Annotated in this window: 19 protein-coding genes and 1 tRNA gene; 15 read left to right on the forward strand and 5 right to left on the reverse strand. The window is 57.8% G+C overall.

What is annotated here, in order from left to right; all coding sequences use genetic code 11:
* The first annotated feature begins 20 nt into the window (after positions 1–20).
* From RGAI101_RS11455 to RGAI101_RS11505, 11 genes are all read left to right on the forward strand, one after another.
* Positions 21–1,058 (forward strand): LacI family DNA-binding transcriptional regulator, encoded by a 1,038-nt coding sequence (locus RGAI101_RS11455; protein WP_037228062.1) that lies wholly within the window; start codon positions 21–23, stop codon positions 1,056–1,058.
* On the forward strand, positions 1,055–2,260 hold the full coding sequence (locus RGAI101_RS11460; RefSeq protein ID WP_008229204.1) for a winged helix-turn-helix domain-containing protein: 1,206 nt from the start codon (positions 1,055–1,057) through the stop codon (positions 2,258–2,260). Before RGAI101_RS11455 ends, RGAI101_RS11460 begins: the two co-directional genes overlap by 4 nt.
* Positions 2,261–2,426: 166 nt before the next feature.
* Positions 2,427–3,671, forward strand: coding sequence for an NAD(P)/FAD-dependent oxidoreductase (locus RGAI101_RS11465; protein ID WP_008226117.1), 1,245 nt, complete (start codon positions 2,427–2,429; stop codon positions 3,669–3,671).
* A 30-nt stretch (positions 3,672–3,701) separates the two neighbouring features.
* Complete coding sequence (locus tag RGAI101_RS11470) at positions 3,702–4,691, forward strand: TRAP transporter substrate-binding protein (RefSeq protein ID WP_008225749.1); 990 nt, start codon at positions 3,702–3,704, stop codon at positions 4,689–4,691.
* Positions 4,692–4,754: 63 nt separating this feature from the next.
* Complete coding sequence (locus RGAI101_RS11475; protein WP_008227887.1) at positions 4,755–5,279, forward strand: TRAP transporter small permease; 525 nt, start codon at positions 4,755–4,757, stop codon at positions 5,277–5,279.
* A 4-nt stretch (positions 5,280–5,283) separates the two neighbouring features.
* Complete coding sequence (locus tag RGAI101_RS11480) at positions 5,284–6,594, forward strand: TRAP transporter large permease (protein WP_037228064.1); 1,311 nt, start codon at positions 5,284–5,286, stop codon at positions 6,592–6,594.
* Positions 6,591–7,328 carry a 5-oxoprolinase subunit B family protein gene (locus RGAI101_RS11485; protein ID WP_008226517.1) on the forward strand — a complete coding sequence of 246 codons (738 nt, stop codon included), beginning with the start codon at positions 6,591–6,593 and terminating at the stop codon, positions 7,326–7,328. Before RGAI101_RS11480 ends, RGAI101_RS11485 begins: the two co-directional genes overlap by 4 nt.
* Positions 7,325–8,353: a biotin-dependent carboxyltransferase family protein gene (locus tag RGAI101_RS11490; RefSeq protein ID WP_008228541.1), complete on the forward strand. Its 1,029-nt coding sequence runs from the start codon at positions 7,325–7,327 to the stop codon at positions 8,351–8,353. Before RGAI101_RS11485 ends, RGAI101_RS11490 begins: the two co-directional genes overlap by 4 nt.
* 1 nt (position 8,354) lies before the next feature.
* Entirely contained in the window at positions 8,355–9,128 is a 774-nt protein-coding gene (locus RGAI101_RS11495; RefSeq protein WP_037228067.1) for a LamB/YcsF family protein, read from the forward strand.
* 244 nt (positions 9,129–9,372) lie between these two features.
* Positions 9,373–10,359: a response regulator gene (locus tag RGAI101_RS11500; protein WP_008229135.1), complete on the forward strand. Its 987-nt coding sequence runs from the start codon at positions 9,373–9,375 to the stop codon at positions 10,357–10,359.
* Positions 10,356–10,730 (forward strand): Hpt domain-containing protein, encoded by a 375-nt coding sequence (locus tag RGAI101_RS11505; RefSeq protein WP_008226898.1) that lies wholly within the window; start codon positions 10,356–10,358, stop codon positions 10,728–10,730. The genes RGAI101_RS11500 and RGAI101_RS11505 overlap by 4 nt, the downstream gene beginning before the upstream one ends.
* A gap of 94 nt (positions 10,731–10,824) precedes the next feature.
* On the opposite strand, the gene RGAI101_RS11510 is transcribed toward RGAI101_RS11505, so the two are convergent.
* The 4 genes from RGAI101_RS11510 to RGAI101_RS11525 all read right to left on the reverse strand — a co-directional run bounded on the left by RGAI101_RS11510 (position 10,825) and on the right by RGAI101_RS11525 (position 16,605).
* A complete protein-coding gene (locus RGAI101_RS11510) occupies positions 10,825–11,190 on the reverse strand; it encodes a response regulator (protein WP_008227518.1) in 366 nt (121 codons plus the stop codon).
* Between the two features lie 9 nt (positions 11,191–11,199).
* Entirely contained in the window at positions 11,200–12,852 is a 1,653-nt protein-coding gene (locus tag RGAI101_RS11515) for a sensor histidine kinase (RefSeq protein ID WP_050763205.1), read from the reverse strand.
* Between the two features lie 133 nt (positions 12,853–12,985).
* Positions 12,986–16,174, reverse strand: coding sequence for a CHASE domain-containing protein (locus RGAI101_RS11520; protein WP_037228069.1), 3,189 nt, complete (start codon positions 16,172–16,174; stop codon positions 12,986–12,988).
* A gap of 355 nt (positions 16,175–16,529) precedes the next feature.
* Positions 16,530–16,605: transfer RNA gene (locus RGAI101_RS11525), tRNA-Lys, on the reverse strand.
* A gap of 117 nt (positions 16,606–16,722) precedes the next feature.
* Here RGAI101_RS11525 and dapF point away from each other — a divergent pair.
* The 4 genes from dapF (at position 16,723) to RGAI101_RS11545 (ending at position 19,978) form a co-directional block, all read left to right on the forward strand.
* Entirely contained in the window at positions 16,723–17,568 is an 846-nt protein-coding gene (gene dapF, locus RGAI101_RS11530) for a diaminopimelate epimerase (RefSeq protein ID WP_198133695.1), read from the forward strand.
* Positions 17,565–18,821, forward strand: coding sequence for a tRNA (N(6)-L-threonylcarbamoyladenosine(37)-C(2))-methylthiotransferase MtaB (mtaB, locus tag RGAI101_RS11535; protein WP_008226484.1), 1,257 nt, complete (start codon positions 17,565–17,567; stop codon positions 18,819–18,821). Before dapF ends, mtaB begins: the two co-directional genes overlap by 4 nt.
* A gap of 59 nt (positions 18,822–18,880) precedes the next feature.
* Entirely contained in the window at positions 18,881–19,240 is a 360-nt protein-coding gene (locus RGAI101_RS11540) for a putative quinol monooxygenase (protein WP_008227862.1), read from the forward strand.
* Between the two features lie 129 nt (positions 19,241–19,369).
* Positions 19,370–19,978: a Crp/Fnr family transcriptional regulator gene (locus RGAI101_RS11545; RefSeq protein WP_083792081.1), complete on the forward strand. Its 609-nt coding sequence runs from the start codon at positions 19,370–19,372 to the stop codon at positions 19,976–19,978.
* Positions 19,979–20,316: 338 nt separating this feature from the next.
* Here the strand turns inward: RGAI101_RS11545 and RGAI101_RS11550 are convergent, their stop codons facing one another.
* Entirely contained in the window at positions 20,317–21,165 is an 849-nt protein-coding gene (locus tag RGAI101_RS11550; protein ID WP_008229114.1) for a cytochrome c1, read from the reverse strand.
* Positions 21,166–21,167 lie beyond the last annotated feature (2 nt).

A 21,167-nucleotide genomic window follows, 5' to 3' on the forward strand; every position in this document is an offset into this window, starting at 1 on the left:
TTATCAGCAGGATATTGCCTTTGTCACAGCCCCCCAAACGCCCGCTTACCCTTCGTGATGTTTCCGACGCTTGCGGGGTTTCTGAAATGACGGTCAGCCGGGTGCTGCGCAAACGGGGGGATGTTTCGGATGCCACCCGCCGCCGGGTTCTGGCTGCAGCCAAGGAGCTGGGCTACGTGCCCAACCAGATTGCTGGATCGCTGGCCTCCCAACGGGTGAATCTGGTCGCGGTCATCATTCCGTCGCTGTCGAACATGGTCTTTCCCGAGGTGCTTAACGGCATCAATCAGGTGCTTGAGGATACGCCTTTGCAACCTGTCGTCGGCGTCACGGACTACATGCCGGAAAAGGAAGAGCGCGTCCTGTACGAAATGCTGTCTTGGCGGCCCTCGGGCGTGATCATCGCGGGGCTCGAGCATTCCGATGCCACCCGCGCCATGCTGAAAAACGCAGGTATCCCCGTGGTCGAGATCATGGATGTCGACGGCCGCCCGATTGATGCGATGGTCGGCATTTCGCATCGCCGCGCGGGCAACGAGATGGCCAAGGCGATCCTGAAGGAAGGCTATGAGCGTATCGGCTTCATGGGCACCAAGATGCCTTTGGACCATCGTGCGCGCAAACGGTTCGAAGGCTTTACCGAAGGGCTTGCCAAAGCGGGGATCGAGATTGAAGACCGCGCGTTCTATTCCGGAGGCTCCGCGCTGGCGAAGGGCCGCGAGATGACGCAAGACATGCTGGAACGCTCCCCTGATCTGGATTTTCTGTACTATTCCAATGACATGATCGGCGCGGGCGGATTGCTGTACCTGATCGATCAGGGCATTGATATCCCCGGACAGATCGGTCTGGCGGGGTTCAACAATGTCGAATTGCTGCAAGGCCTGCCGCGCCAACTGGCCACGATGGACGCCTGCCGGCTTGAGATCGGGCAGGCCGCTGCGCAGATCATCCTGAATGATACGCTGGATGCGCCGGACCCCGATCTGCAAAGCCAGATCACAATGACGCCCACCCTGTCGCTGGGGGATACGTTGCGCCGCAAACGCAACTCATGAACCGACGCACGCTGGGCAATCAGGACGCACGGCGGATATTCCTGCACCGGCATTTACTGGGCGATACCCCCCAAGGGCCTGCCAAAGGCGCGGACCTTCTGGACCTGATCGAAGGGTTGGGTTTCGTGCAGCTGGACAGCATCAACACGGTCGCGCGCGCCCACGATCTGATCCTGTTTTCGCGCAAGCCACGATATCGCCCCGAGGCGTTGAAAGCGCTGTATGAACGCGATGGCGCGCTGTTCGAACACTGGACCCATGACGCCGCCGTCGTGCCGATGGCATACTACCCCTATTGGGAAATGCGCCGCAGACGCGATGCCGAAACCCTGCGCAAGCGGTATCGGAACTGGCACCAACATGACTTTGAGGGTCGGTTTCAAAAGGTCCTGGATCAAATTCGCGAACAGGGCCCTGTCTGTTCCGCGGATGTGGGCAAGGACGAAAAACGATCAAACAGCGGGTGGTGGGACTGGCATCCGTCCAAGACCGCGCTGGAATATCTGTGGCGCGCAGGGGCTTTGCATGTGGTCGGGCGGGACGGATTTCAAAAACGCTATGATCTGACCGAACGGGTGCTGGAAACGCATCTGTGTGATCCTGCAAACGCGCCGGACGACGCCCGGACCATCGACTGGTGCTGTAGCGGCGCGCTGGACCGACTGGGCTTTGCGACGCACACCGAATTGGCGGCGTTTTGGGCGCATATTACCCCCGCCGAGGCAAAACAGTGGGTCACCAGCGAATTGGCGCTTGGGCAGCTTGAGCCGATCGAAGTCATGGGGACCGACGGCATAGCGCGCATCGCCGTTGCGCGCCCAGGCCTTGGCGATGATCCCGCGTTGCAAGCTGCACCACCCCAGCGGTTGCGCGTGCTCAGCCCATTTGACCCTGCCCTGCGCGACCGCAAACGCGCAGAGCGGCTGTTGGGTTTTTCCTACCGGATCGAGATGTTCGTTCCCGAACCCAAACGGGTCTATGGCTATTATGTTTTTCCCATTCTGCAAGGCGATAGCATCATTGCGCGGATCGACATGAAGGCGTTTCGCACCCTTGATGCGCTGGTGGTCCGGGCGCTGTGGGTCGAACCCGGTACCCGTTGGGGCAAAGCGAGACAAGCAGCGCTTGAGGCGGAGCTGGCCCGACTGATCCGCCTGGCGGGCGTGTCCAAGATCACCTTCGAAGACGGTTGGCTACGCTAAAGTGGTACCCTGCATCTGACTAATTCTTGGCCATAAACGGTCTGTCGCGCAATAACGATAACAATTTGTAAACATTTTGTTGACGAATTGCACTTCTCTGCCAAAGTGACCGCAAAGGAATCATGATCATGCGTAACCTTGCCCTCTTTGCCCAAAGGCGCTGCCGATGACCCGCCACGTGGTCGTCATTGGCGCGGGCATCGTTGGCGTGTCGTCAGCGATCTGGCTGCAACGCGCGGGTGCGCAGGTCACTGTCATTGACCGCGCGGGCCCCGGAAAGGGCACGTCACACGGCAACGCAGGTGTGCTGGCCGCGTCGGGCGTTGCGCCGGTCACGGGGCCGGGGTTGCTGCGCAAGGCACCGTTCATGTTGCTTGACCGTGATGTGCCGTTGTATCTGCGCTTGGCCTATCTGCCGCGACTGTTGCCGTGGTTGATGAAATACATGGGCCACGCCAATGACGCCGACACGCGGCGCATTTCGGCCGGGCTGGTGCCGATCGTCAGCGACAGCGTCGAGCAGCACAAAAGCCTGACAGCTGATCTAGGCCTGTCCGATTGGGTCACGGACAGCGATTATGTCTTTGCCTATCGCAAGCGCGCGGATTTCGAAGCAGAGGCTTACACCTGGGCATTGCGTGCGCAAGCCGGGTTTACGCCGTCGCTGATCGAAGGCAGGGCCGTGCAGGAATACGAACCCGCATTAGGGTCTGAAATCACCTGTCTCGCCACCCTCAAGGATCACGGCTTCATCCGCGATCCGGGGGGCTATGTCGCCGCTTTGGCGCGTGCCTTTGAACAGGCGGGCGGCAAGGTGATGCAAGCCGAGGTCAAGGATTTCGACCTGACAGGTGGCAGTGTGACGGCGGTGCAAACCACCCAAGGTACCGTGCCCTGCGATGATATCGTGCTGGCGACAGGCGTATGGTCCAAACCCCTGATGGCCAAGCTGGGGCTGAACGTGCCGCTTGAATCCGAACGCGGCTATCACGTAATCTTCAAAGATGCGACCGGTGGACCAAGCCGCCCCATCATGATCGCAAGCGGCAAGTTCGTGGCCACCCCGATGGTGCAAGGCGTCCGCTGTGCCGGGATTCTCGAGTTCGGCGGGCTGGAGGCTGGCCCGTCGAAAGCGCCTTTGGCCCTGCTGCGCCATCAGGCGAAAGCGGCGTTTCCGAACCTGAAAGCCGCAAACGAAATCGAATGGCTGGGGCACAGGCCCGCCCCTACCGACAGCCTGCCCCTGATCGGGCAAGTTGGCACCAGCCGGGTCTACACCGCCTTCGGGCACCACCATATCGGGTTGACCGGCGGGCCGAAAACAGGTCGCCTGATCGCTGGCATGATCATGGGTCAGCCAACGAATACCGATACCAAACCCTATCACCCACAACGGTTCGGCAACGTCTGAACCAGCGAAATCACCAACAAGGAGAGAGACATGAAACTGACCAATAAACTGATGACAGGCGTCGCGACCGCTGCGATTGCCATGACAAGCGCCCTGCCCGCACTGGCCGCCGAAAAGTGGGACATGCCGATGGCGTATTCCGCGTCGAACTTCCATTCCGAGAACGGCATGGCCTTTGCCAAATGCGTGACCGATGGCACTGCCGGAGAGATCGAGATTACCGTTCATCCCGGCGGGTCGCTGATCGCGGGTGCTGACATCAAGCGTGCCATCCAGACCGGCCAGGTACAACTGGGCGAACGCCTGCTGTCCGGTCACCAGAATGAAAACCCGCTGTTCGGCTTTGATTCGATCCCGTTCCTTGCACCGTCTTTCGAGGATTCTGACAAGCTGTGGAAAGCCGCCAAGCCCAAGATCGAAGAGCTGCTGGCCGAGCAGAACCTGACCCTGCTTTATAACGTGCCATGGCCGCCCCAGGGCCTGTACTTCAAGAAAGACGTGAACAGCGTCGAAGACATGAAGGGCGTCAAGTTCCGGTCGTACAACAACGCAACCAGCCGTCTGGCCGAATTGACAGGCATGCTGCCCGTCACGATCGAAGCCGCTGAACTTAGCCAGGCATTTGCCACGGGCGTTGCGGAATCAATGATCTCTTCGGGTGCTACGGGCTACGACCAGAAGGTCTGGGAAAGCCTGACCAACTTCTACGAAGTCGATGCCTGGCTGCCGCGTAACTATGTCATGGTGAACAACGATGTCTGGGCCGATGTGTCGGATGCCAACAAGGACATCATCACCACCTGCGCAACCGAGGCTGAAACACGCGGCTTGCAAGCCTCCAAGGACTATACGCAATTCACCTATGACGGTCTGCGCGATGGCGGCATGAAAGTTGAACCCGCAAGCGAAGAGCTGATGACCGGCCTGCGCGCTGTGGGTGAAACCATGACGTCGGAATGGCTTGAATCAGCTGGTGACGACGGCAAAGCCATCGTCGATAGCTTCAAGTCGATGCAATAAGCATTCCTTCGGCGGCCCTGTCATACGGGCCGCCGTTTTCTTCCGCCGAACGGAGATTTCCACATGAAAGCCCTGCGCAAATCGCTTGATGCCCTCTACCTTGGTTCCGGGGCCCTGGCGGCCATCTGTCTGGTCGCGATCCTGTTGCTGATCGTGGTGCAAATGGTTGCCCGCTGGACTGGCGAAGTTTTCCCCGGTGCCGCAAGCTATGCCGGTTATGCCATGGCCGGTGCCAGTTTTCTGGCCTTTGCCAATGCACTGAACCGCGGGTCCCATATCCGTGTGTCGATCTTGCTGAACGCGCTGCCCGATAGCCCCAAACGGCTGCTGGACATCTGGTGTTTCGGACTGGCTGCGGCGATTGCGTGGTATTTCACCTATTACGCCTATTGGTTCGTCTACTGGTCGTGGAAATTCAACGAGGTCAGTCAGGCGCAAGACGCGACCGCCTTGTGGATTCCGCAATCGGTGATGGTGATCGGGGGGGCAATCCTTGCCATCGCCCTGACCGACAACCTGCTGAACCTGATCGTTAAGGGCGAACACCGCCTGACCCGCGATCTTGTCGATCAAAGCTTTGGGGAATGATGCGATGACTGAACTTTACGCGATCGTCCTCTTCCTCGTCGTTCTTTTCTTCCTGCTTGGCACCGGTGTCTGGGTCGGCCTTGCCCTGATGGGGGTTGCCTGGGTCGGAATGGAGCTGTTCACCACCCGTCCTGTCGGCGATGCGATGGTCACGACGATATGGGCCAGTTCCAGCTCATGGACGCTGACCGCCCTGCCGCTTTTCATCTGGATGGGCGAGATATTGTTCAGAACCCGCCTGTCGGAGGACATGTTCAAGGGCCTGTCCCCCTGGCTGGCCAAACTGCCGGGCGGCTTGGTCCATACCAATATCGTCGGCTGCACGGTCTTTGCCGCCGTGTCCGGATCCTCTGCCGCGACACTGACTACCGTGGGCAAGATGTCGATCCCCGAACTGCGGGCACGCAATTACCCCGAAAAGATGATCATCGGCACGCTGGCCGGTGCAGCCACCCTTGGCCTGATGATTCCGCCATCGCTGGCGCTGATCGTCTATGGCGTGACCGTCAACGAAAGCATCACCAAGCTGTTCTTTGCTGGCGTGATGCCGGGCCTGTTTCTGGCGGTGATGTTCATGGCCTATGTGGCGTTTGTGTCGCTCACCTCCAAAGACTGGAACCCCACGGTCGAGCGCGACATGAGCTTTGCCGACAAGCTGCGCAACTCGCGGTTCTTGCTGCCGGTATTTGCGTTGATCACGGTCGTGATCGGGTCGATGTATCTGGGGTTTGCCACCGCGACCGAAGCTGCCGCGATCGGTGTGATCGGCGCGCTGATGCTGGCGCTTTTACAAGGGTCGCTGAACTGGGGCAGCTTTCAACAAAGCCTGATGGGCGCGATGCGCACCTCGGCAATGATCGCGCTGATCCTGGCTGGGGCCGCGTTTTTGAAGCTGTCGATGGGGTTCACCGGTTTGCCCCGCGCCTTGGCCGATGGCATCGCCTCGTGGGAGCTGTCGCGGTTCCAGCTGCTGATGGCGCTGCTGGTGTTTTACATCGTGCTGGGCATGTTTCTGGACGGTATTTCATCTGTGGTGCTGACCATGGCCGTGGTCGAACCGATGGTGCGCGATGCTGGTATCGATCTGATCTGGTTCGGCATCTTCGTCGTGGTTGTCGTCGAGATGGCGCAAATCACCCCGCCAATCGGTTTCAACCTGTTCGTGCTGCAAGGCATGACCGATCACGAAATGGGCTATATCACCAAGGCCGCACTGCCCATGTTCGCGATCATGGTGGTGATGGTGTTCGTGTTGATCTTTTTCCCTGACATCGCGACGTGGTTGCCCGACAACATCAGACAAGGGCCGTCATGAACCAGTTCCCGAGAATCCAGACCGTCGGGCTGTCCGGTATCCTGATCAGCTTTTCCGACACCATGTCGGAACCTGCAAACCGTGCGGCCTTGTCCTTTCGGGCGGCGATTGACGCTGCCGACTGGCCCGAAGTGTCCGAGACAAGCACATCGCTTGTCTCGACCTTCTTGCAGGTCGACTTGGTGACCCAGCCGCTGGACGCCATGCTGACGCGGCTGAATGACCTGCTGGAAACACAGGATTGGTACACCGCCCCTTTGCCAGCAGGCCGCACGTTGTGGCATATCCCGACGGTTTACGGCACCGACCTGGCTCCCCAGCTTGAGGAAGCCGCCGAACTGGCGGGCCTTGATCCCGATGCCGCAATTGCACAGCTGTCACAGGCCCGCGTGCGCGTGCTGACCATCGGCTTTGCCCCCGGACAGCCCTATATGGGCGAGCTGCCGGAAAACTGGGATATCCCGCGCCAACAGGCATTGACGAAATCAGTGCCCGCAGGGGCGTTGATCGTCGCGATCCGGCAATTGATCATCTTTACCAACGCCTCGCCGACGGGATGGCGGCACATCGGCCAGACTGCATTCAAAACCTTTCGCCCGCTCAGCGACCGGCCGTTTTCGTTGTCGCCGGGTGATGAACTGTGTTTCCCGTCCGTCTCGCGCAGCACGCTGGAAAAGATCATGGCGACAGATGACAGCGGTGCCGGCGGCGCAGAAACCGAGGTGCTGTCATGACCACAACCCTCACCATCGTGCAAGCTGGCCCTGCCCTGACGATACAAGACCTTGGCCGCGCAGGCTGGCTGGCCCAAGGATTGACCAAGGGCGGAGCCGCCGATCCGGTTGCGATCCATGAGGGCGCGGCCCTGCTGGGCCAGTCCCCCGATCTGGCCGCGATCGAAATGACAGGCACTGGCGGAACCTTTACCGCAGATGCCGACATACGCATCGCCCTGACAGGGGCCAGCATGGCCGCCAAGATCGACGGGGATCCGATTGCCTGGAACGCCGGTCACCTGTTGCCCGCCGGGGCCAAGCTGACCATCGGCGGGGCGACATCCGGCACCTATGGCTATCTGCATATCGGCGGCGGCATTGCGTCCGATCCGGTGCTTGGGGCGCGGGCGACCCATCTCAGCGCCGGGCTGGGAGCCGCGCTGAAATCCGGCGACAGCTTTCCGGTCGGCCCCGACAAGGGCCGCGAAACGGGCATGAAACTGCCCCGCGATACCCGCTTTGACGGCGGTGTCGTGCGTGTGGTCGCCAGCATGCAAACCGACCGCTTTGCGCCAGAGGAACGGGAACGTTTTATCGCGACGCAATTCGCCCGCGACCCCCGTGCCAACCGCATGGGCGTGCGCATGGATCACGACGGCGCTGGTTTTCATGCCGAAGGCGGGCTGACCATCCTGTCAGAAGTCATCGTACCGGGCGATATTCAGATCACCGGCGACGGTGCCCCCTTTGTGCTGATGGGTGAATCGCAAACCACAGGCGGATATCCCCGTATCGGTACAGTGATCCCGCGTGATCTGCCCCGTGTGGCACAGGCCCCGGCTGGTACAAAGATCACGTTTGAATTCGTCACGCTTGAGCAGGCCATCACACTAGAGACCCAGCACCGGCGCGACGTCAAAGCCCTGCCGGGGCAGTTGACGGCCCTTGTCCGTGACCCCGCGACGATCCGGAACCTGATGGAATACCAGCTTGTCGGGGGCGCGGTCTCGGCCAAGGAAAACCCGTTTGAAAAGGATGCCTGACATGACAACAGTAGACCTGAACGCCGATATGGGCGAAAGCTTTGGCCCTTGGAAAATGGGCGATGACGCGGCTTTGCTGAAAATCATCAGTTCGGCCAACATCGCCTGTGGGGGGCATGCGGGCGACGCTGATGTGATGGCGGCCACCATGACCATGGCGCGCGACAACGGCGTCGGCATCGGCGCGCATCCGGGGTTCATGGACCTCGCGGGTTTTGGTCGCAATCGCATGTCGGTGCCGCGCAGCACGCTGCAAAATCAGATCCGCTATCAGGTGGCCGCGCATGTCGGAATGGCCCGCAGCATTGGCGCGCAGGTGCGGCACCTGAAACTGCATGGCGCATTGGCCAATATGGCGTCTGAGGACGAAGCCCTTGCCCGCGACCTTTACGAGGCTGCCCTGAGCGTGGCCCCCGATCTGATCGTCATGGTGCTGGCCGCGACAGCACAGCAAGATGCGGTGCAGGCCTTGGGCTGCAAATGGGCGGGCGAAATCTTTGCCGACCGCGCCTATAATGACGATGCGACGCTGGTGGACCGTTCCAAACCCGGTGCCGTGATCCATGATGCGGCCCTAGCGGGACAACGTATGGTCGACATGGTTCAGGCCGGTGCGATCATCACCGAAAGCGGCAAGAAGATACCTGCGGCCATCGACACGATCTGCCTTCACGGGGACACCCCCGAAGCAGTGGAAATCGCGCGATCGGTGAAATCCGCGCTGCAAGAGGCGGGAATCAACCTGCATTGCTTTGAGGGTCGAAGCGCAGATTAGGCGCGCAAGCTTCTAAACACTGCGCCGGCTGGGTCAATCGTGTGTACGTCAGACAGGTTTTGCCCATCCTGAGCTGAATCGGATAGCCCTGTCATGCTAACCAAGGACCCTGCCCGCCTAAAAACATAAATGTTTCCAAAAGGTTTACGGGCAATGCCCAAATTTCGCCACGATTCCCGACCAAGTTGCACGCTATGGAAGATACAGAACCACACTCTTTAACGGTATCTGCTGGAGCTTTGAGATGAAAATTTTGGCGGTCGACGACGACCCGATCATACTTGAATTGCTCTCCCACTTTGTGGAGTCGATGACGGATCACCAACTGGTCACGGCGTCGGGTGCAGACAAGGCAATCAAAGTCATGCAGGACCATGCCCGCAGACCGTTTGATTGTTTTTTGCTGGATATTCAGATGCCTGGCACCGATGGTGTCACCTTGGCTACCCGCATTCGCGCGATGGACAGCTATTTTGACGCGCCGATCCTGATGCTGACGGCCATGTCCGAAAAGCACTACATTGATGCCGCGTTTGCCGCAGGTGCCACAGATTACATCACCAAGCCTTTCGAAGTGAGAGAGCTTCAGGCACGAATCGGGCTGGTCGAGCGTGTTGTCGACGCGAACCGCAGCAAAACCGGCAAGGTCTTTGCGACCAAGGCGATCAAACCGGAACCGGGCAAGGCCACGCCGCCAATTCAATTGCACGAACCCGTTTCGATCTATGATGTAGACAACGTCATCGAATTCATGGCGATGGAAAACTACATAAAACAGCTGACACGCAACGATCTTTTCGGGTCAACCGTGTTTGCCGTCACGATCCGCGCGATCCACGACTTTCACAGCGCCATGACGTCCTTTGAGTTTTACAGCATGCTATCGGACGTGAGCGAAGTGATCTCGGACACCCTGGAAGGGTGTCAGTACCTGATGACCTATGCGGGCAATGGCACCTTCGTGTGCATCACCGAAAGCGGTTGGAGCCCCGAGCCGAGGTCCCTGGAAAACAGCATCAACATCGCGCTGTCCCGAATTGAACTGTTCGACAACCAAGGCAACCTGATCGAGCCGCGCGTTTGTGCCGGTCAGGCAGAGCGGTTGATCTGGAAAACCGATGCCTCCTCGGTGATGGAGGCAGTGTCAGCAGCCCACTTATCGGCAGAAACTGCGGCACAGGAAAACGCGCGTATTCAACGGGACTTTTGGAAAGTGGGACAGCCTGCATGATCCAGGAAAAGCTTGAACTTCCGGGCATTGAGCGTATCCGCGCCCGTTTTCTGGACATGTTGAAAGACCGGCAGTCCGCCATCGCCGAACACGCTCTCATCGCGTGGGAAAGCGATGTGCTGGATGAAATCAACGGCAATCTGGCCGGTGCACGCACCATCCTTCATCAGATTGCGGGCACGGCAGGATCACTGGGGTTCAAGGACCTTGGGGTTCGCGCACGCACTTGCGAAGTTGAAATTGACGCCCACCTCAATGGTCCTGACGCGGATCTGGCGATTTGCCCTGCGACGCTGATCTTTGTCATGGATACGTTCTTGCAGGAATCAGAAGCACTGATCGCCGCCAATCAGCAAACTGTCAGCGCCTGACCCAAGGGCTTTTCCGTGTCAAACGTGTTGGTGGTCCAGCGTCGGATCGGCTGTTTCGAGGGCCTGCAATCTTGAAAACCAAGCCCTTCAGGGCTTAGCTGATCGCGGCCTTGATCTGATCTGACAGTGACATGGGATCAAACGGCTTGCTGATCACCTCTGTCGCGCCAATTGCGCGCAACTCTTCCAGTTCGCTGTTCTGCGCGCGCGCAGTCATGAAAATCGCAGGTACAGTTGCAAGGGCGGGATTAGTGCGCATCTGCTCAAGCGTCTGACGGCCCGTCATACCCGGCATCATCATATCAAGCAGCAAAACATCTGGCACATAATCCGCCACGTATTTTAGCGCCGCTTCGCCACAATCACATTGAACGACCTCAAATTCACCTGAAATCTCCAGCGCCATTTTTGCGATTTCACGGATGTCTGCGTCGTCTTCAACGTGAAGTAATTTTATCATTGTGCTCTTTCAACCGACACTGCGAAGTATTGGCCCGCTTGGTTCGTTGATATTATCGCTGATTTTGGTCGGCAGTGTAAACATGAATGTTGTTCCTTCACCCTCTCGACTTTCAAAGCTGATCGTGCCGCCCAGACCTTCGACAATCGCCTTGCAGATGCTCAGTCCCAGCCCGGTGCCACCTTTGGCCCCCCGATCGGAGTTTGCCATATCCGCAAACCGCTGAAAGATCTTGTGATGGTCTTTTTCAGGGATACCCGTGCCTTCGTCCCGCACACTTACGCGCACGCCTGACGCCAGCCGTTCGACCATCACTTCAATGGTCGCACCGGGCTTCGAGAACTTCGCGGCATTCGACATCAAGTTGATAAGAACCTGGATGATCCGGTTGGAATCGGTTTGAATCATATGCGGCACATCAAGCCCGATGCAGCGGATGTTCACACCAGACCGTTGCTGCGTCGCCGCATTGGACCGCAATGCCTCGTGGACCATCTCGGAGACGTCAAATTCCTTGATATCGAAATCCAGTCGGCCGGATGATATCTTTTCCATGTCCAGAATATCATTGATGATCAGCACCAGGCGGTCTGCGTTACGATGTGCGATCTCAAGCAATCCGACAGCTTGTGGTGAAAGCTCTCCCGCTGCCCTGGACAACAAGAGCCCCATGGCCCCTTTGATCGAGGTCAGGGGGGACCGCAGTTCGTGGCTGACCATTGAAACAAAGTCGGCCTGCTTGCGCTCTTCTGCCATCCTGTCGGTAATGTCATTGAGCATGATCAGGAATCTGCCATTGGGCGTATTCGGGTGCAGCCATTTGATCGAAACGTCGAATTTCGTGCCGAAGATGCAGGCTTCGAGCTTTTCAAATGTTTCCTTTTTCGATTTCAGCGCCGCACAGGCATCCAGGACCGCCTTGCAGTCCTGATCCTGCGCCATCTGCGACAGAGTCAGGTCGGCATAGGCTTTGGACGTCCAGCCAAAGCGGCGCTTGGCCGCGCGGTTCATGTATTTGAATGTCTCGGCTTGTTCATCCACGATCCAGACATCATCGCGCAATTCATGCAGGGTCAGACCTATGTCACGCTCTGCAATCAGGTCGATCGTCTTAGTGATGTCCGTGCGCGCCGAAATTGACCCGATCCATTTGCCGTCGGAATCCACCAAAGGGGTCACCGTGGTCTGGGTGATGCAAATGCTGCCATCCCGTCTGCGCAGCAAAGTCTCGCCTTGCCAGCCCTGCTGGTTGCTTAGCTTTGATCTTATCTCGTCCGTAAGGCTGACGTTGTCATTTGCATACAGCTTTGCCACCGGCTGCCCGATCAGCTCATCGCGGGAAAAGCCTGTCGCCTCCAGCAGCAGGTCGTTGACTTCGACCAGCAGGTTTTCCGTATCGACGACATTGACCATCGTGTGTGTCCTCAGCAACCGAAGCTGCTGGGCAAGCGACACATCACCGGTTGGGCGCGATGGGGGGGCAGACTTGCGCAGGGCAAGGGCTGATGTCAGCGCTGCAATGATGATCGCACCAATCACGGGAAATGCTTCTGCGGCAAAGCCTGTCATCACCTTCGCCGTCACGGTGTACCAAAGCATAGAAAGAAGTAATGCTGCCGAAAAAGCGGCGGCTGATCGTCCAAATAATTTAATTTCAGGCATCTGAATGTCCTTAACTTCCGGGGAAGTTGCTGCAAATCAGCAGGCAATGTTCGCCTTCCCTTGCCTGTCATAAACGAAACGTTCTTGACATTTTTAAGGCGACAATTGGCAACGCATCGTCACCGACTGTTCACTAGCTTGCTTTTTGCGTCAAGTCGGAAACACAGGCAATGAGTTGTGCAATCTCGGTTTGCGATTTCACCAGATTAATGTTTACGCGGCTGTCTTTGTTATGGGACGCATCCGACGACAAACTTATAATCCGCGCCTGCGCCTGGGTTCTGCCGATTTCTTCGAGCAAGACAGCGGCATCACCGTCCGGCAGGGTCCAGTCCAGTATGATGACGTCCAGCGGCCCTTCGCCCAGCATCTTGCGCGCCTTGGTCAGTCTGGTCACGTTTTTCACATCTGCAACACCATCGAGCCCGGCGCGGATGACTTCGGCGAAATCCTCGTCGTCTTCGACATGCAGGATCTTTAGGCGGCGATCGGTCGGGTTCTCGGGCCCGAAGAACTGGGTGTGCTCGGGGGCCTCGATGCCTTTCGCAATCGGACAGGTAAACCAGAACACGGTCAGCCCGCCGGGTATGCTTTCAAAGCCGATTTCACCGCCCTGCCGCCTGACGATCTGCCGGGTGATGTTCAGCCCCAGCCCGGTGCCGCCCTTGGCGCGGGTATCGGACCCATCCGCCTGCGAAAATGCCTGGAATATCCGGTTGCGGAAAGACTCCGGCACACCCGGACCTCTGTTCTGGACATAGACGATGGCGATATCTTCCAGCTGTTCGATCTTGATGCACACCTCTGTGTGATCGGACGAATATTTGCAGGCATTCGAAATCAGATTGGCCAGAACCTGCATCGTGCGCCCGCGATCCGCCGTTGCGAAAACCGGCTGCTCTGGAAGCTCGCAGACCAGCTTGTTTTCATGCGTCTGCGCAAAGGGCATCATTTCCTGAACGGCAGCCTCGACGATCTCGCCGATGTTAACGGGCATCAGATCAAAATCTACCTCCCCCGAGGAGATCTTTTCGAGGTCGAGAATATCATTCACGATATTGGTCAACCTGTCGGCGTTGGTGCGGGCGATTTCAATCAGCCGCATCGTTGTCTCGGGAAGCTTGTCTCGGGCGGACACGTCGATCAGCCCAAGCGCCCCCTTGATCGAGGTCAGCGGCGTGCGCAATTCGTGGCTGACGGTCGATACGAATTCGCTTTTGATCTGATCGAGCTTTTTCTTGTCCGTGATGTCAACGACCTGGGCGATATAGACATGCGCATCGGCGTTCTTGTCGTAGGTCCAGGTGATATTGAACAGGCCCCAGCGTTCCCCGCCATTCTTGTGTATGATCCGGTGCTCTTCGCAGTAGACCTCTTGAATATCCATTTGGGTTGCCGCCAACAGGGCTTTGCGCATCCGCTTGATGTCGTCGCCCGGGACAATCCGCATCATCGTCAATTCATCCAGCATCTCGGGCTGGGTATATCCTGTCAGGTCGCACATCGCCCCGTTGACCTCGACGAACCTGCCTTGATCGTCAAGGATCGCCATACCGACGGGCGCGGCCTCAATCACCGTCCGGAACCGCTTTTCACTTGCCTCAAGCGCGTTGCGGGAATGGCGAAGGTCGGTAACATCCGTCTGGGTGCCGACCATGCGCAATGCAGCGCCAGCCTCATCACGTTCGACCACAACAGCATCGGACAGCATCCAACGCCAGCTGTCCCCAAAGCTCATCCGGTATTCAGAAACGGACCTGTCGGTTTCGCCCATGATGCATTTTCTGTCCGCTTCGAACAGATCGGGAAGATCGTCAGGATGGACGCGATTCATAAAGATACCCTGGGTGTCTTGCTCGTCGTCATCGACCTTCATGATCTTGCGCCATGTCTGGGAAACAACCGAGCTGCCCGTGCGCAGGTCGACTTCGAATACGCCAATCTCGGACCCGGCAAGAGCCATGTCATAGCGCTGCTTGGTGATTGCCAGCTCTTTGACCGCGCCCATCTCGGCGGTGACATTGCGCACGATGGCTGTCGTCCGCCGCACACCGTTCAACGTCACCCAACCATTTTGCTGCAGATCAAGATACAGCATGTCGCCCGACATCGTCTTGCCCAAGGCGTTGTAGCCGCTGTTGCTGGGCACATCCGGAGCCTCTGTCACGAACTGGCTGAAGGGCAATCCGCCCATTCCGCCCTGTTCCTCGCACCCAAAACATTCAATCGCGGCAAAGTTGGCATGCAGGATATTGCGGTCTTCGTCCAGAATAAGCACGGCCACGACCGTATTTTCCATGATCGACTTGTTTTCTTCCTCACGCGCACTGATCTGCTTGGCCCGAAGCGCTGCGACCTCTTCCATTGAATCGCCCCGGAGCCGGATTTCGCGCAGCGCCACGGCCAACATGCCCGTCAGCAAAATGCCGGCCAGAAACAGGAAAAGGGGCGCGCGCCCGGGGAAGAAATCATCAAAGTTTTTCGTGCTCTGATATCGGACCGTCCAGGGGCGACCAAAGAAATTGGCCGTATACTGGGTGCTGTATTGCCCTGCCGCCTCATCACTAAGATCGCTGCCGTAGATCAACATGTCCGGGTCGGTCCCGACCCCGTCGTACACCTGAAAATCATATATATTGCTTTGATTCAGCGTCAGGTTCTGCATGACCTTCCTGCCGACGAAAGGCGCATAGACCCAGCCCCGGAATTCCCCGTCGCGCGGGCCCCTTTCGTAAAACACCGGCCGCAGCAACAAAAAGCCGGGCTGCTTGGTTTCATCCTGAACAAGGACGATACGCGGCGTCAATTGGGGCAACTGGGTCTCGCGTGCGCGCTGCGCGGCTTCGGCGCGGCCCTTCTCGAACGTGATATCAAGGCCCACAGCCTCGGCGTTGGTTGCAATAGGTGCGATATACTTGATGATATATTTGACATCGCTATCGGTATCGGGATGAACGTTAAAGTCGGTCAGGCCATCCTTGCGCAGATCCGCAACATAGTCCGCCACCTGCGCGCGCGGCACGGCCTCGATAAATCCGATTCCGCCAAGGCCCGGCAGGTTTTTCTCTAAATCCAGACTACCGGCAAAAATCTCGAAGTCATCATATTCGACATTTTCTGCAGTATGCATCATCCCTGCAGCAGCATTCAGGCTTTGCAAATAGGTGTTCATCCGGACTTGCAGCGTCTGAAGGCTGTCTTCCGTCACGCGTCGCAATTCCGTCGCCGCCGTGTTGTTGATGACCCGCATACCCTGCGCATAGACCCCGAAGGTCACGCATAGGCACACCACAACAAGAATAATTTCCAGGCGCTTGAACAAGGATCATCCCACATATCCCGGTCGGAAACGGCACCGGCCCTCCGAGAAGGATTACCCCCGATGCCCTCCGAAAGTTTCTGAAACGTTATTTCGCTTATAAGTAGAGCGCCATAAACGAAAAACTAAAACCGAATGTGTTAGAAACAGTGTGGCTCAAAAGACACCAAGCCCAAGACACTGGCAATCGTCCGTCGAAAGCTCGAACACCCTGCCATGGCGCGAAAACTGATCATACGGGGGGGGGCTATTCGGCCAAGCTTACGCAGCGCATCCCGCCCCATTGATCCCCGTTGATAGCTTCCACAATAAGCTGTCGCGATACCGCACGGCGTCCCGCCGTACGAAAAAGGAAAAATGGTGAGCCCGTCCGGGTTCGAACCGGAGACCTACTGATTAAAAGTCAGTTGCTCTACCAACTGAGCTACAGGCCCACTAGGCGGCTTACTAGAAAGGTGGGGCGGTGGGGTCAAGCCCTTAAAGCACGAAATTTGCGGCACATGCTGGATAAGTTTCATTCGCCGCGTTATATGCGCCAAATGTACAGCGATATGACCAACGGTTTGCCCTTCATGAAAATGCACGGGCTGGGAAACGACTTTGTCGTTCTGGATGCGCGCGACTCGGCTTTGTTGGGAAAGGATGGGGATTCGCTTCAGGTGACGCCCGCTTTGGCCCAAGCCGTCGGACATCGTCATTTCGGTGTGGGGTTCGATCAGCTGGCCGTCATCACGACCGGGACGGGTGACGCACATCTGACGTTCTATAACTCGGACGGATCGCTCTCGGCGGCCTGTGGCAATGCCACCCGATGCATTGCGCGGTTTTTGATGGATGAAACCGGCAAGTCATCGCTGCACCTGACCACCGATCGCGGTGACCTTGCGGCGCAGGACATGGGCGATAGGCTGACGGCGGTGAATATGGGCCAGCCACAGCTTGACTGGCAGGACATTCCCCTTGCCCACGCGATGGAGACATTGGAGCTGCCGATCGATGGTGCCCCCACAGCCACGGGAATGGGCAACCCGCATTGCACATTCTTTGTCGCTGACCTGGCCGCGATTGATCTTGAACGGTTTGGCCCCGGCATTGAACACCACCCGCTGTACCCCGAACGCACCAATGTGCAGATCGCTCAGATCATCGGCCCCGATCATATCCGTATGCGCGTCTGGGAACGTGGCGTGGGCATCACCCTTGCCTCGGGCTCCTCAAGCTGCGCCACGGCCGTTGCAGCGGCGCGCAGGGGCCTGACAGGGCGCAAGGTGCGCATCGACCTTGATGGCGGCACCCTGCACATCGACTGGCGCGAGGACGGGGTATGGATGACGGGCCCCACAGCGCATGTGTTCAGTGGCACGTTGACCCGCGAATTTCTGGATGGTGTGAAATGACGGCCCCGATTTTTTCAAACCACGGCTGCCGCCTGAATGCTTACGAGACCGAAGCGATGAAGGACCTGGCCCAACAGGCAGGTCTGGAAAATGCGGTGATCATCAACACCTGCGCCGTCACCGCCGAAGCCGTGCGCAAGGCCCGGCAAGATATTCGCAAACTGCGCAAGGCCAATCCAAACGCACGGCTGATCGTGACGGGATGTGCGGCACAGACCGAACCCGAGACCTTTGCCAAGATGGCCGAGGTCGATGCTGTCATCGGCAACACCGAAAAGATGGTGGGGGCGACGTGGCAGGGGCTGGCCGCAGACTTTATCGGCGAATCCGAGGCTGTGCAGGTCGACGACATCATGTCGGTGACCGAAACCGCAGGCCACCTGATCGACGGCTTCGGCACCCGCAGCCGTGCTTATGTCCAGGTCCAGAATGGCTGCGACCATCGCTGCACGTTTTGCATCATCCCCTACGGGCGCGGAAATTCGCGGTCGGTTCCGGCGGGCGTGGTGGTCGATCAGATCAAACGGCTGGTGGATAAGGGCTTTAACGAGGTCGTGCTGACGGGCGTGGACCTGACAAGCTGGGGGGCAGACCTCCCGTCAGAGCCAAAGCTGGGCGATCTGGTGATGCGTATCCTTCGGCTGGTGCCCGATCTGCCGCGCCTGCGGATCAGTTCGATTGATTCGATCGAAGTGGACGATAACCTGATGAAGGCGATTGCCACTGAACCCCGCCTGATGCCGCATCTTCACCTGAGCCTGCAACACGGCGACGATATGATTCTCAAGCGGATGAAACGGCGCCACCTGCGTGACGATGCAATCCGCTTTTCCGAAGAAGCCCGCAAGCTGCGGCCTGACATGACGTTCGGGGCCGATATCATCGCCGGGTTTCCGACAGAAACCGATGCGATGTTCGAAAACTCCCTCAAGCTGGTGCAGGACTGCGATCTGACCTGGCTGCATGTGTTCCCCTACTCCGCGCGCCAAGGCACCCCTGCTGCGCGGATGCCAGCTGTGCAGGGCGGTTTGATCAAGGAACGTGCCGCACAACTGCGGGCCGCGGGCGACAGGCAGGTCGCGCGGCATCTGGACGCGCAGCAAGGGCGCATGCACGACGTCCTGATGGAAAGCCCGACAATGGGCCGGACAGCGCAATTCACCGAAACGCATTTTACGGCCCCCCAGACCGAGGGCGCAATCATTCGGGCACGGATCACGGGGCAAGAGGCAACACATTTAATAGTTGATTAACTCCATTGCGTTTCCATTCCATTCACCGCTACGCTGCTCCGTGACCGGGGGGTGTTCAGATGAGCGATGTGATCGAGTGGGTACTGGAATTGAAGGTCCTTGAGGGGCAGGCCGAGATGGTTCAGCCGCTTTTGGACGAGATGGTCAAGGCGACACAGGCCGATGAGCCCGGTGCCTTGCATTACGAATACTACATGCCCGAAGACCGCAGCACCTGTACCGTTCTGGAACGCTATGCAGACAATGCGGCCGTCATGACGCATCTTGGAAATTTCGGCGCAAAGTTTGCCGATCGTTTTCTGACGGCCTTCGCGCCCGTCCGCTTTACCGTCTACGGACCGGCCAGCGACGAAGTGATGAGCGCTTTGGCCGGGTTCGGGGCGACCAATCAGAAAATGGTGGCGGGGTTTTCACGCTAACCGCCGACCCTTGCCGTATTGAATAGCCTATTTGGTGAATAGCCCGTGACAGTTACCAGCGTATCCCAGATTCAAGAATTGATCTCAAAAGGTTTTCTGGCCTCAGCGTCCGATGCCCTGCAAGCGTTGATGATCAGACTGGCCCAGGAAAAGGTCTTGGCCAAAGGCGAGGTCTTGTTCGAACAAGGCGATACCGGCGACAGCCTTTATGCGATCGCAACGGGCGCGCTAGAATTCAGCGTCCTGTCCGAAGATGGGCGCAAGCTAAGCCTTGATGTGATGCGTGATGGTGCGATGTTCGGCGAAATCGCATTGTTTGATCCGGGTCCGCGGACTGCGACCGTGATGGCGATAGAGCCGACCAAGGTCTGGGGTATCAAGAACGCCGATGTTCTGGCCGCCCTCAGGAATGAACCCGAGCTGGGCGTGGATATGATCCAGCTCGCGGGGCAGCGGATGCGGTGGATGGGCCAGCAGTTGCGCGATCAGGTGTTTCTGCCGTTGCCGATGCGGCTGGCACAAAAGATTCTGTATCTGGCGGATGGCCACAAGATCCAATCCTCCACGATCAAATTGTCCCAATCCGAGCTGGCTGAATTCGTAGGGGCCAGCCGTGAAGCCGTGTCCAAGACGCTGGCCGTGTGGAAACGGGATGGAACCATTGATCTGGGTCGGGGTGCGTTGCGGATCTTAGATGCTGATAATCTTAGAAAAATTTCCGAATTGCCAAATATTTGATGATTATGTGACCCACTTCACAGACCGCTTCATAATTCACACGTAAATGTGACTGTATTGAAAGTGACGGTCTGACGATAGCAACCTTCTTTTTACTCAGGATGGTGTCGGCCCGGTTTTGAGGCATAGAGGTGCAGAGTATGGCGAAGGTAGTTACCCACCTAAGTCGTGGCGTTCAATAGATCTGTACGCTGGCTCTTGCCTCTCTTTTTTCCACCAACTCGTTTGTGCCCTCCAAGAAGTCTCCCCACTTTGCACGAACCGAAAGGCCTTCCGGATCTATTCTGATCCGGAAGGCCTTTCACTTTTTTCAGTCTTTCAGGCGGTGAAGGAAGACCTTAGTCTTCCTTACGCTTTACAGGTGCCCAAAGACGCTTGTTGGTGAGGTACAACAGTACCGACAGAAGGGTCAGAAACACGACACCCGCAAATCCGGCCTGCTTGCGCGCCATCAATTTCGGCTCAGCCGTCCACATCAAGAATGCGGAAACATCCATGGCTTCGCTTTCGAGTGTAGCCTCGTGGCCATCATCGAATTCGACGTCGTCACCATACAAAGGCTGCGCCATCGCGATCCAGCTGCCTTCGATCGTCGCATGGCCGTGCTCGTCCTTGCACTCCTCGGGAATACCGCCGTTTGGAAATGCCTTGTTGTAGTTGCCCGGAAAGTCTTCCGGTGCACATTCAGGCGCTTCTTCATAACCGGTCAAAAGAGACGCGATATACTCGGGGCCGCCCATACCTTTGAAGAACTGGTTGATCCCAAGACCGTAAGGACCGTGGAAACCAGCCCGCTTCTTGGCCATCAGGCTAAGATCAGGCGCAGTTTCGAGGGCCGAGCCCGGGAAGTGGTCGACAGGTGTGGCCGGACGAAAATCGTCCAAGCCTGCGTCGAATACTTCATAGTTGCTGGCAAAAGCCCGAACCTGATCCTCAGGAAGCTGTGGACCGCCGTCGTCGGACAACGTCCGGATCGGGACATATTCCAAACCATGGCACGCCGAACAGACTTGGGTATAAACCTTCAGGCCGCGCTGCAACTGGTTAATATCGAAGGCCCCAAAAGGCCCCTCGAAAGAGAAGTCAAAGTTTTCGACATGTGCTTCCCCGCCGGCTGCATAGGCAGCGGAGCTTGTAAGGCCCATGGCGACAACAGCCGAGATGATTGTTTTCTTGATCATTGTCATGG

The organism is Roseobacter sp. GAI101 (assembly GCF_000156335.1).
Classification (GTDB): Bacteria; Pseudomonadota; Alphaproteobacteria; order Rhodobacterales; family Rhodobacteraceae; genus Sulfitobacter.

Excerpts from the sequence above, each read along its gene's own strand:
- dapF (WP_198133695.1), top strand. The coding sequence starts at position 16,723 with ATGACCAACGGTTTGCCCTTCATGAAAATGCACGGGCTGGGAAACGAC.
- RGAI101_RS11545 (WP_083792081.1), top strand. The coding sequence starts at position 19,370 with ATGATCAGACTGGCCCAGGAAAAGGTCTTGGCCAAAGGCGAGGTCTTG.
- RGAI101_RS11515 (WP_050763205.1), bottom strand. The coding sequence starts at position 12,852 with ATGCCTGAAATTAAATTATTTGGACGATCAGCCGCCGCTTTTTCGGCA.
- mtaB (WP_008226484.1), top strand. The coding sequence starts at position 17,565 with ATGACGGCCCCGATTTTTTCAAACCACGGCTGCCGCCTGAATGCTTAC.
- RGAI101_RS11540 (WP_008227862.1), top strand. The coding sequence starts at position 18,881 with ATGAGCGATGTGATCGAGTGGGTACTGGAATTGAAGGTCCTTGAGGGG.
- RGAI101_RS11550 (WP_008229114.1), bottom strand. The coding sequence starts at position 21,165 with ATGACAATGATCAAGAAAACAATCATCTCGGCTGTTGTCGCCATGGGC.
- RGAI101_RS11485 (WP_008226517.1), top strand. The coding sequence starts at position 6,591 with ATGAACCAGTTCCCGAGAATCCAGACCGTCGGGCTGTCCGGTATCCTG.
- RGAI101_RS11495 (WP_037228067.1), top strand. The coding sequence starts at position 8,355 with ATGACAACAGTAGACCTGAACGCCGATATGGGCGAAAGCTTTGGCCCT.
- RGAI101_RS11475 (WP_008227887.1), top strand. The coding sequence starts at position 4,755 with ATGAAAGCCCTGCGCAAATCGCTTGATGCCCTCTACCTTGGTTCCGGG.
- RGAI101_RS11500 (WP_008229135.1), top strand. The coding sequence starts at position 9,373 with ATGAAAATTTTGGCGGTCGACGACGACCCGATCATACTTGAATTGCTC.
- RGAI101_RS11465 (WP_008226117.1), top strand. The coding sequence starts at position 2,427 with ATGACCCGCCACGTGGTCGTCATTGGCGCGGGCATCGTTGGCGTGTCG.
- RGAI101_RS11470 (WP_008225749.1), top strand. The coding sequence starts at position 3,702 with ATGAAACTGACCAATAAACTGATGACAGGCGTCGCGACCGCTGCGATT.
- RGAI101_RS11490 (WP_008228541.1), top strand. The coding sequence starts at position 7,325 with ATGACCACAACCCTCACCATCGTGCAAGCTGGCCCTGCCCTGACGATA.
- RGAI101_RS11510 (WP_008227518.1), bottom strand. The coding sequence starts at position 11,190 with ATGATAAAATTACTTCACGTTGAAGACGACGCAGACATCCGTGAAATC.
- RGAI101_RS11505 (WP_008226898.1), top strand. The coding sequence starts at position 10,356 with ATGATCCAGGAAAAGCTTGAACTTCCGGGCATTGAGCGTATCCGCGCC.
- RGAI101_RS11460 (WP_008229204.1), top strand. The coding sequence starts at position 1,055 with ATGAACCGACGCACGCTGGGCAATCAGGACGCACGGCGGATATTCCTG.
- RGAI101_RS11480 (WP_037228064.1), top strand. The coding sequence starts at position 5,284 with ATGACTGAACTTTACGCGATCGTCCTCTTCCTCGTCGTTCTTTTCTTC.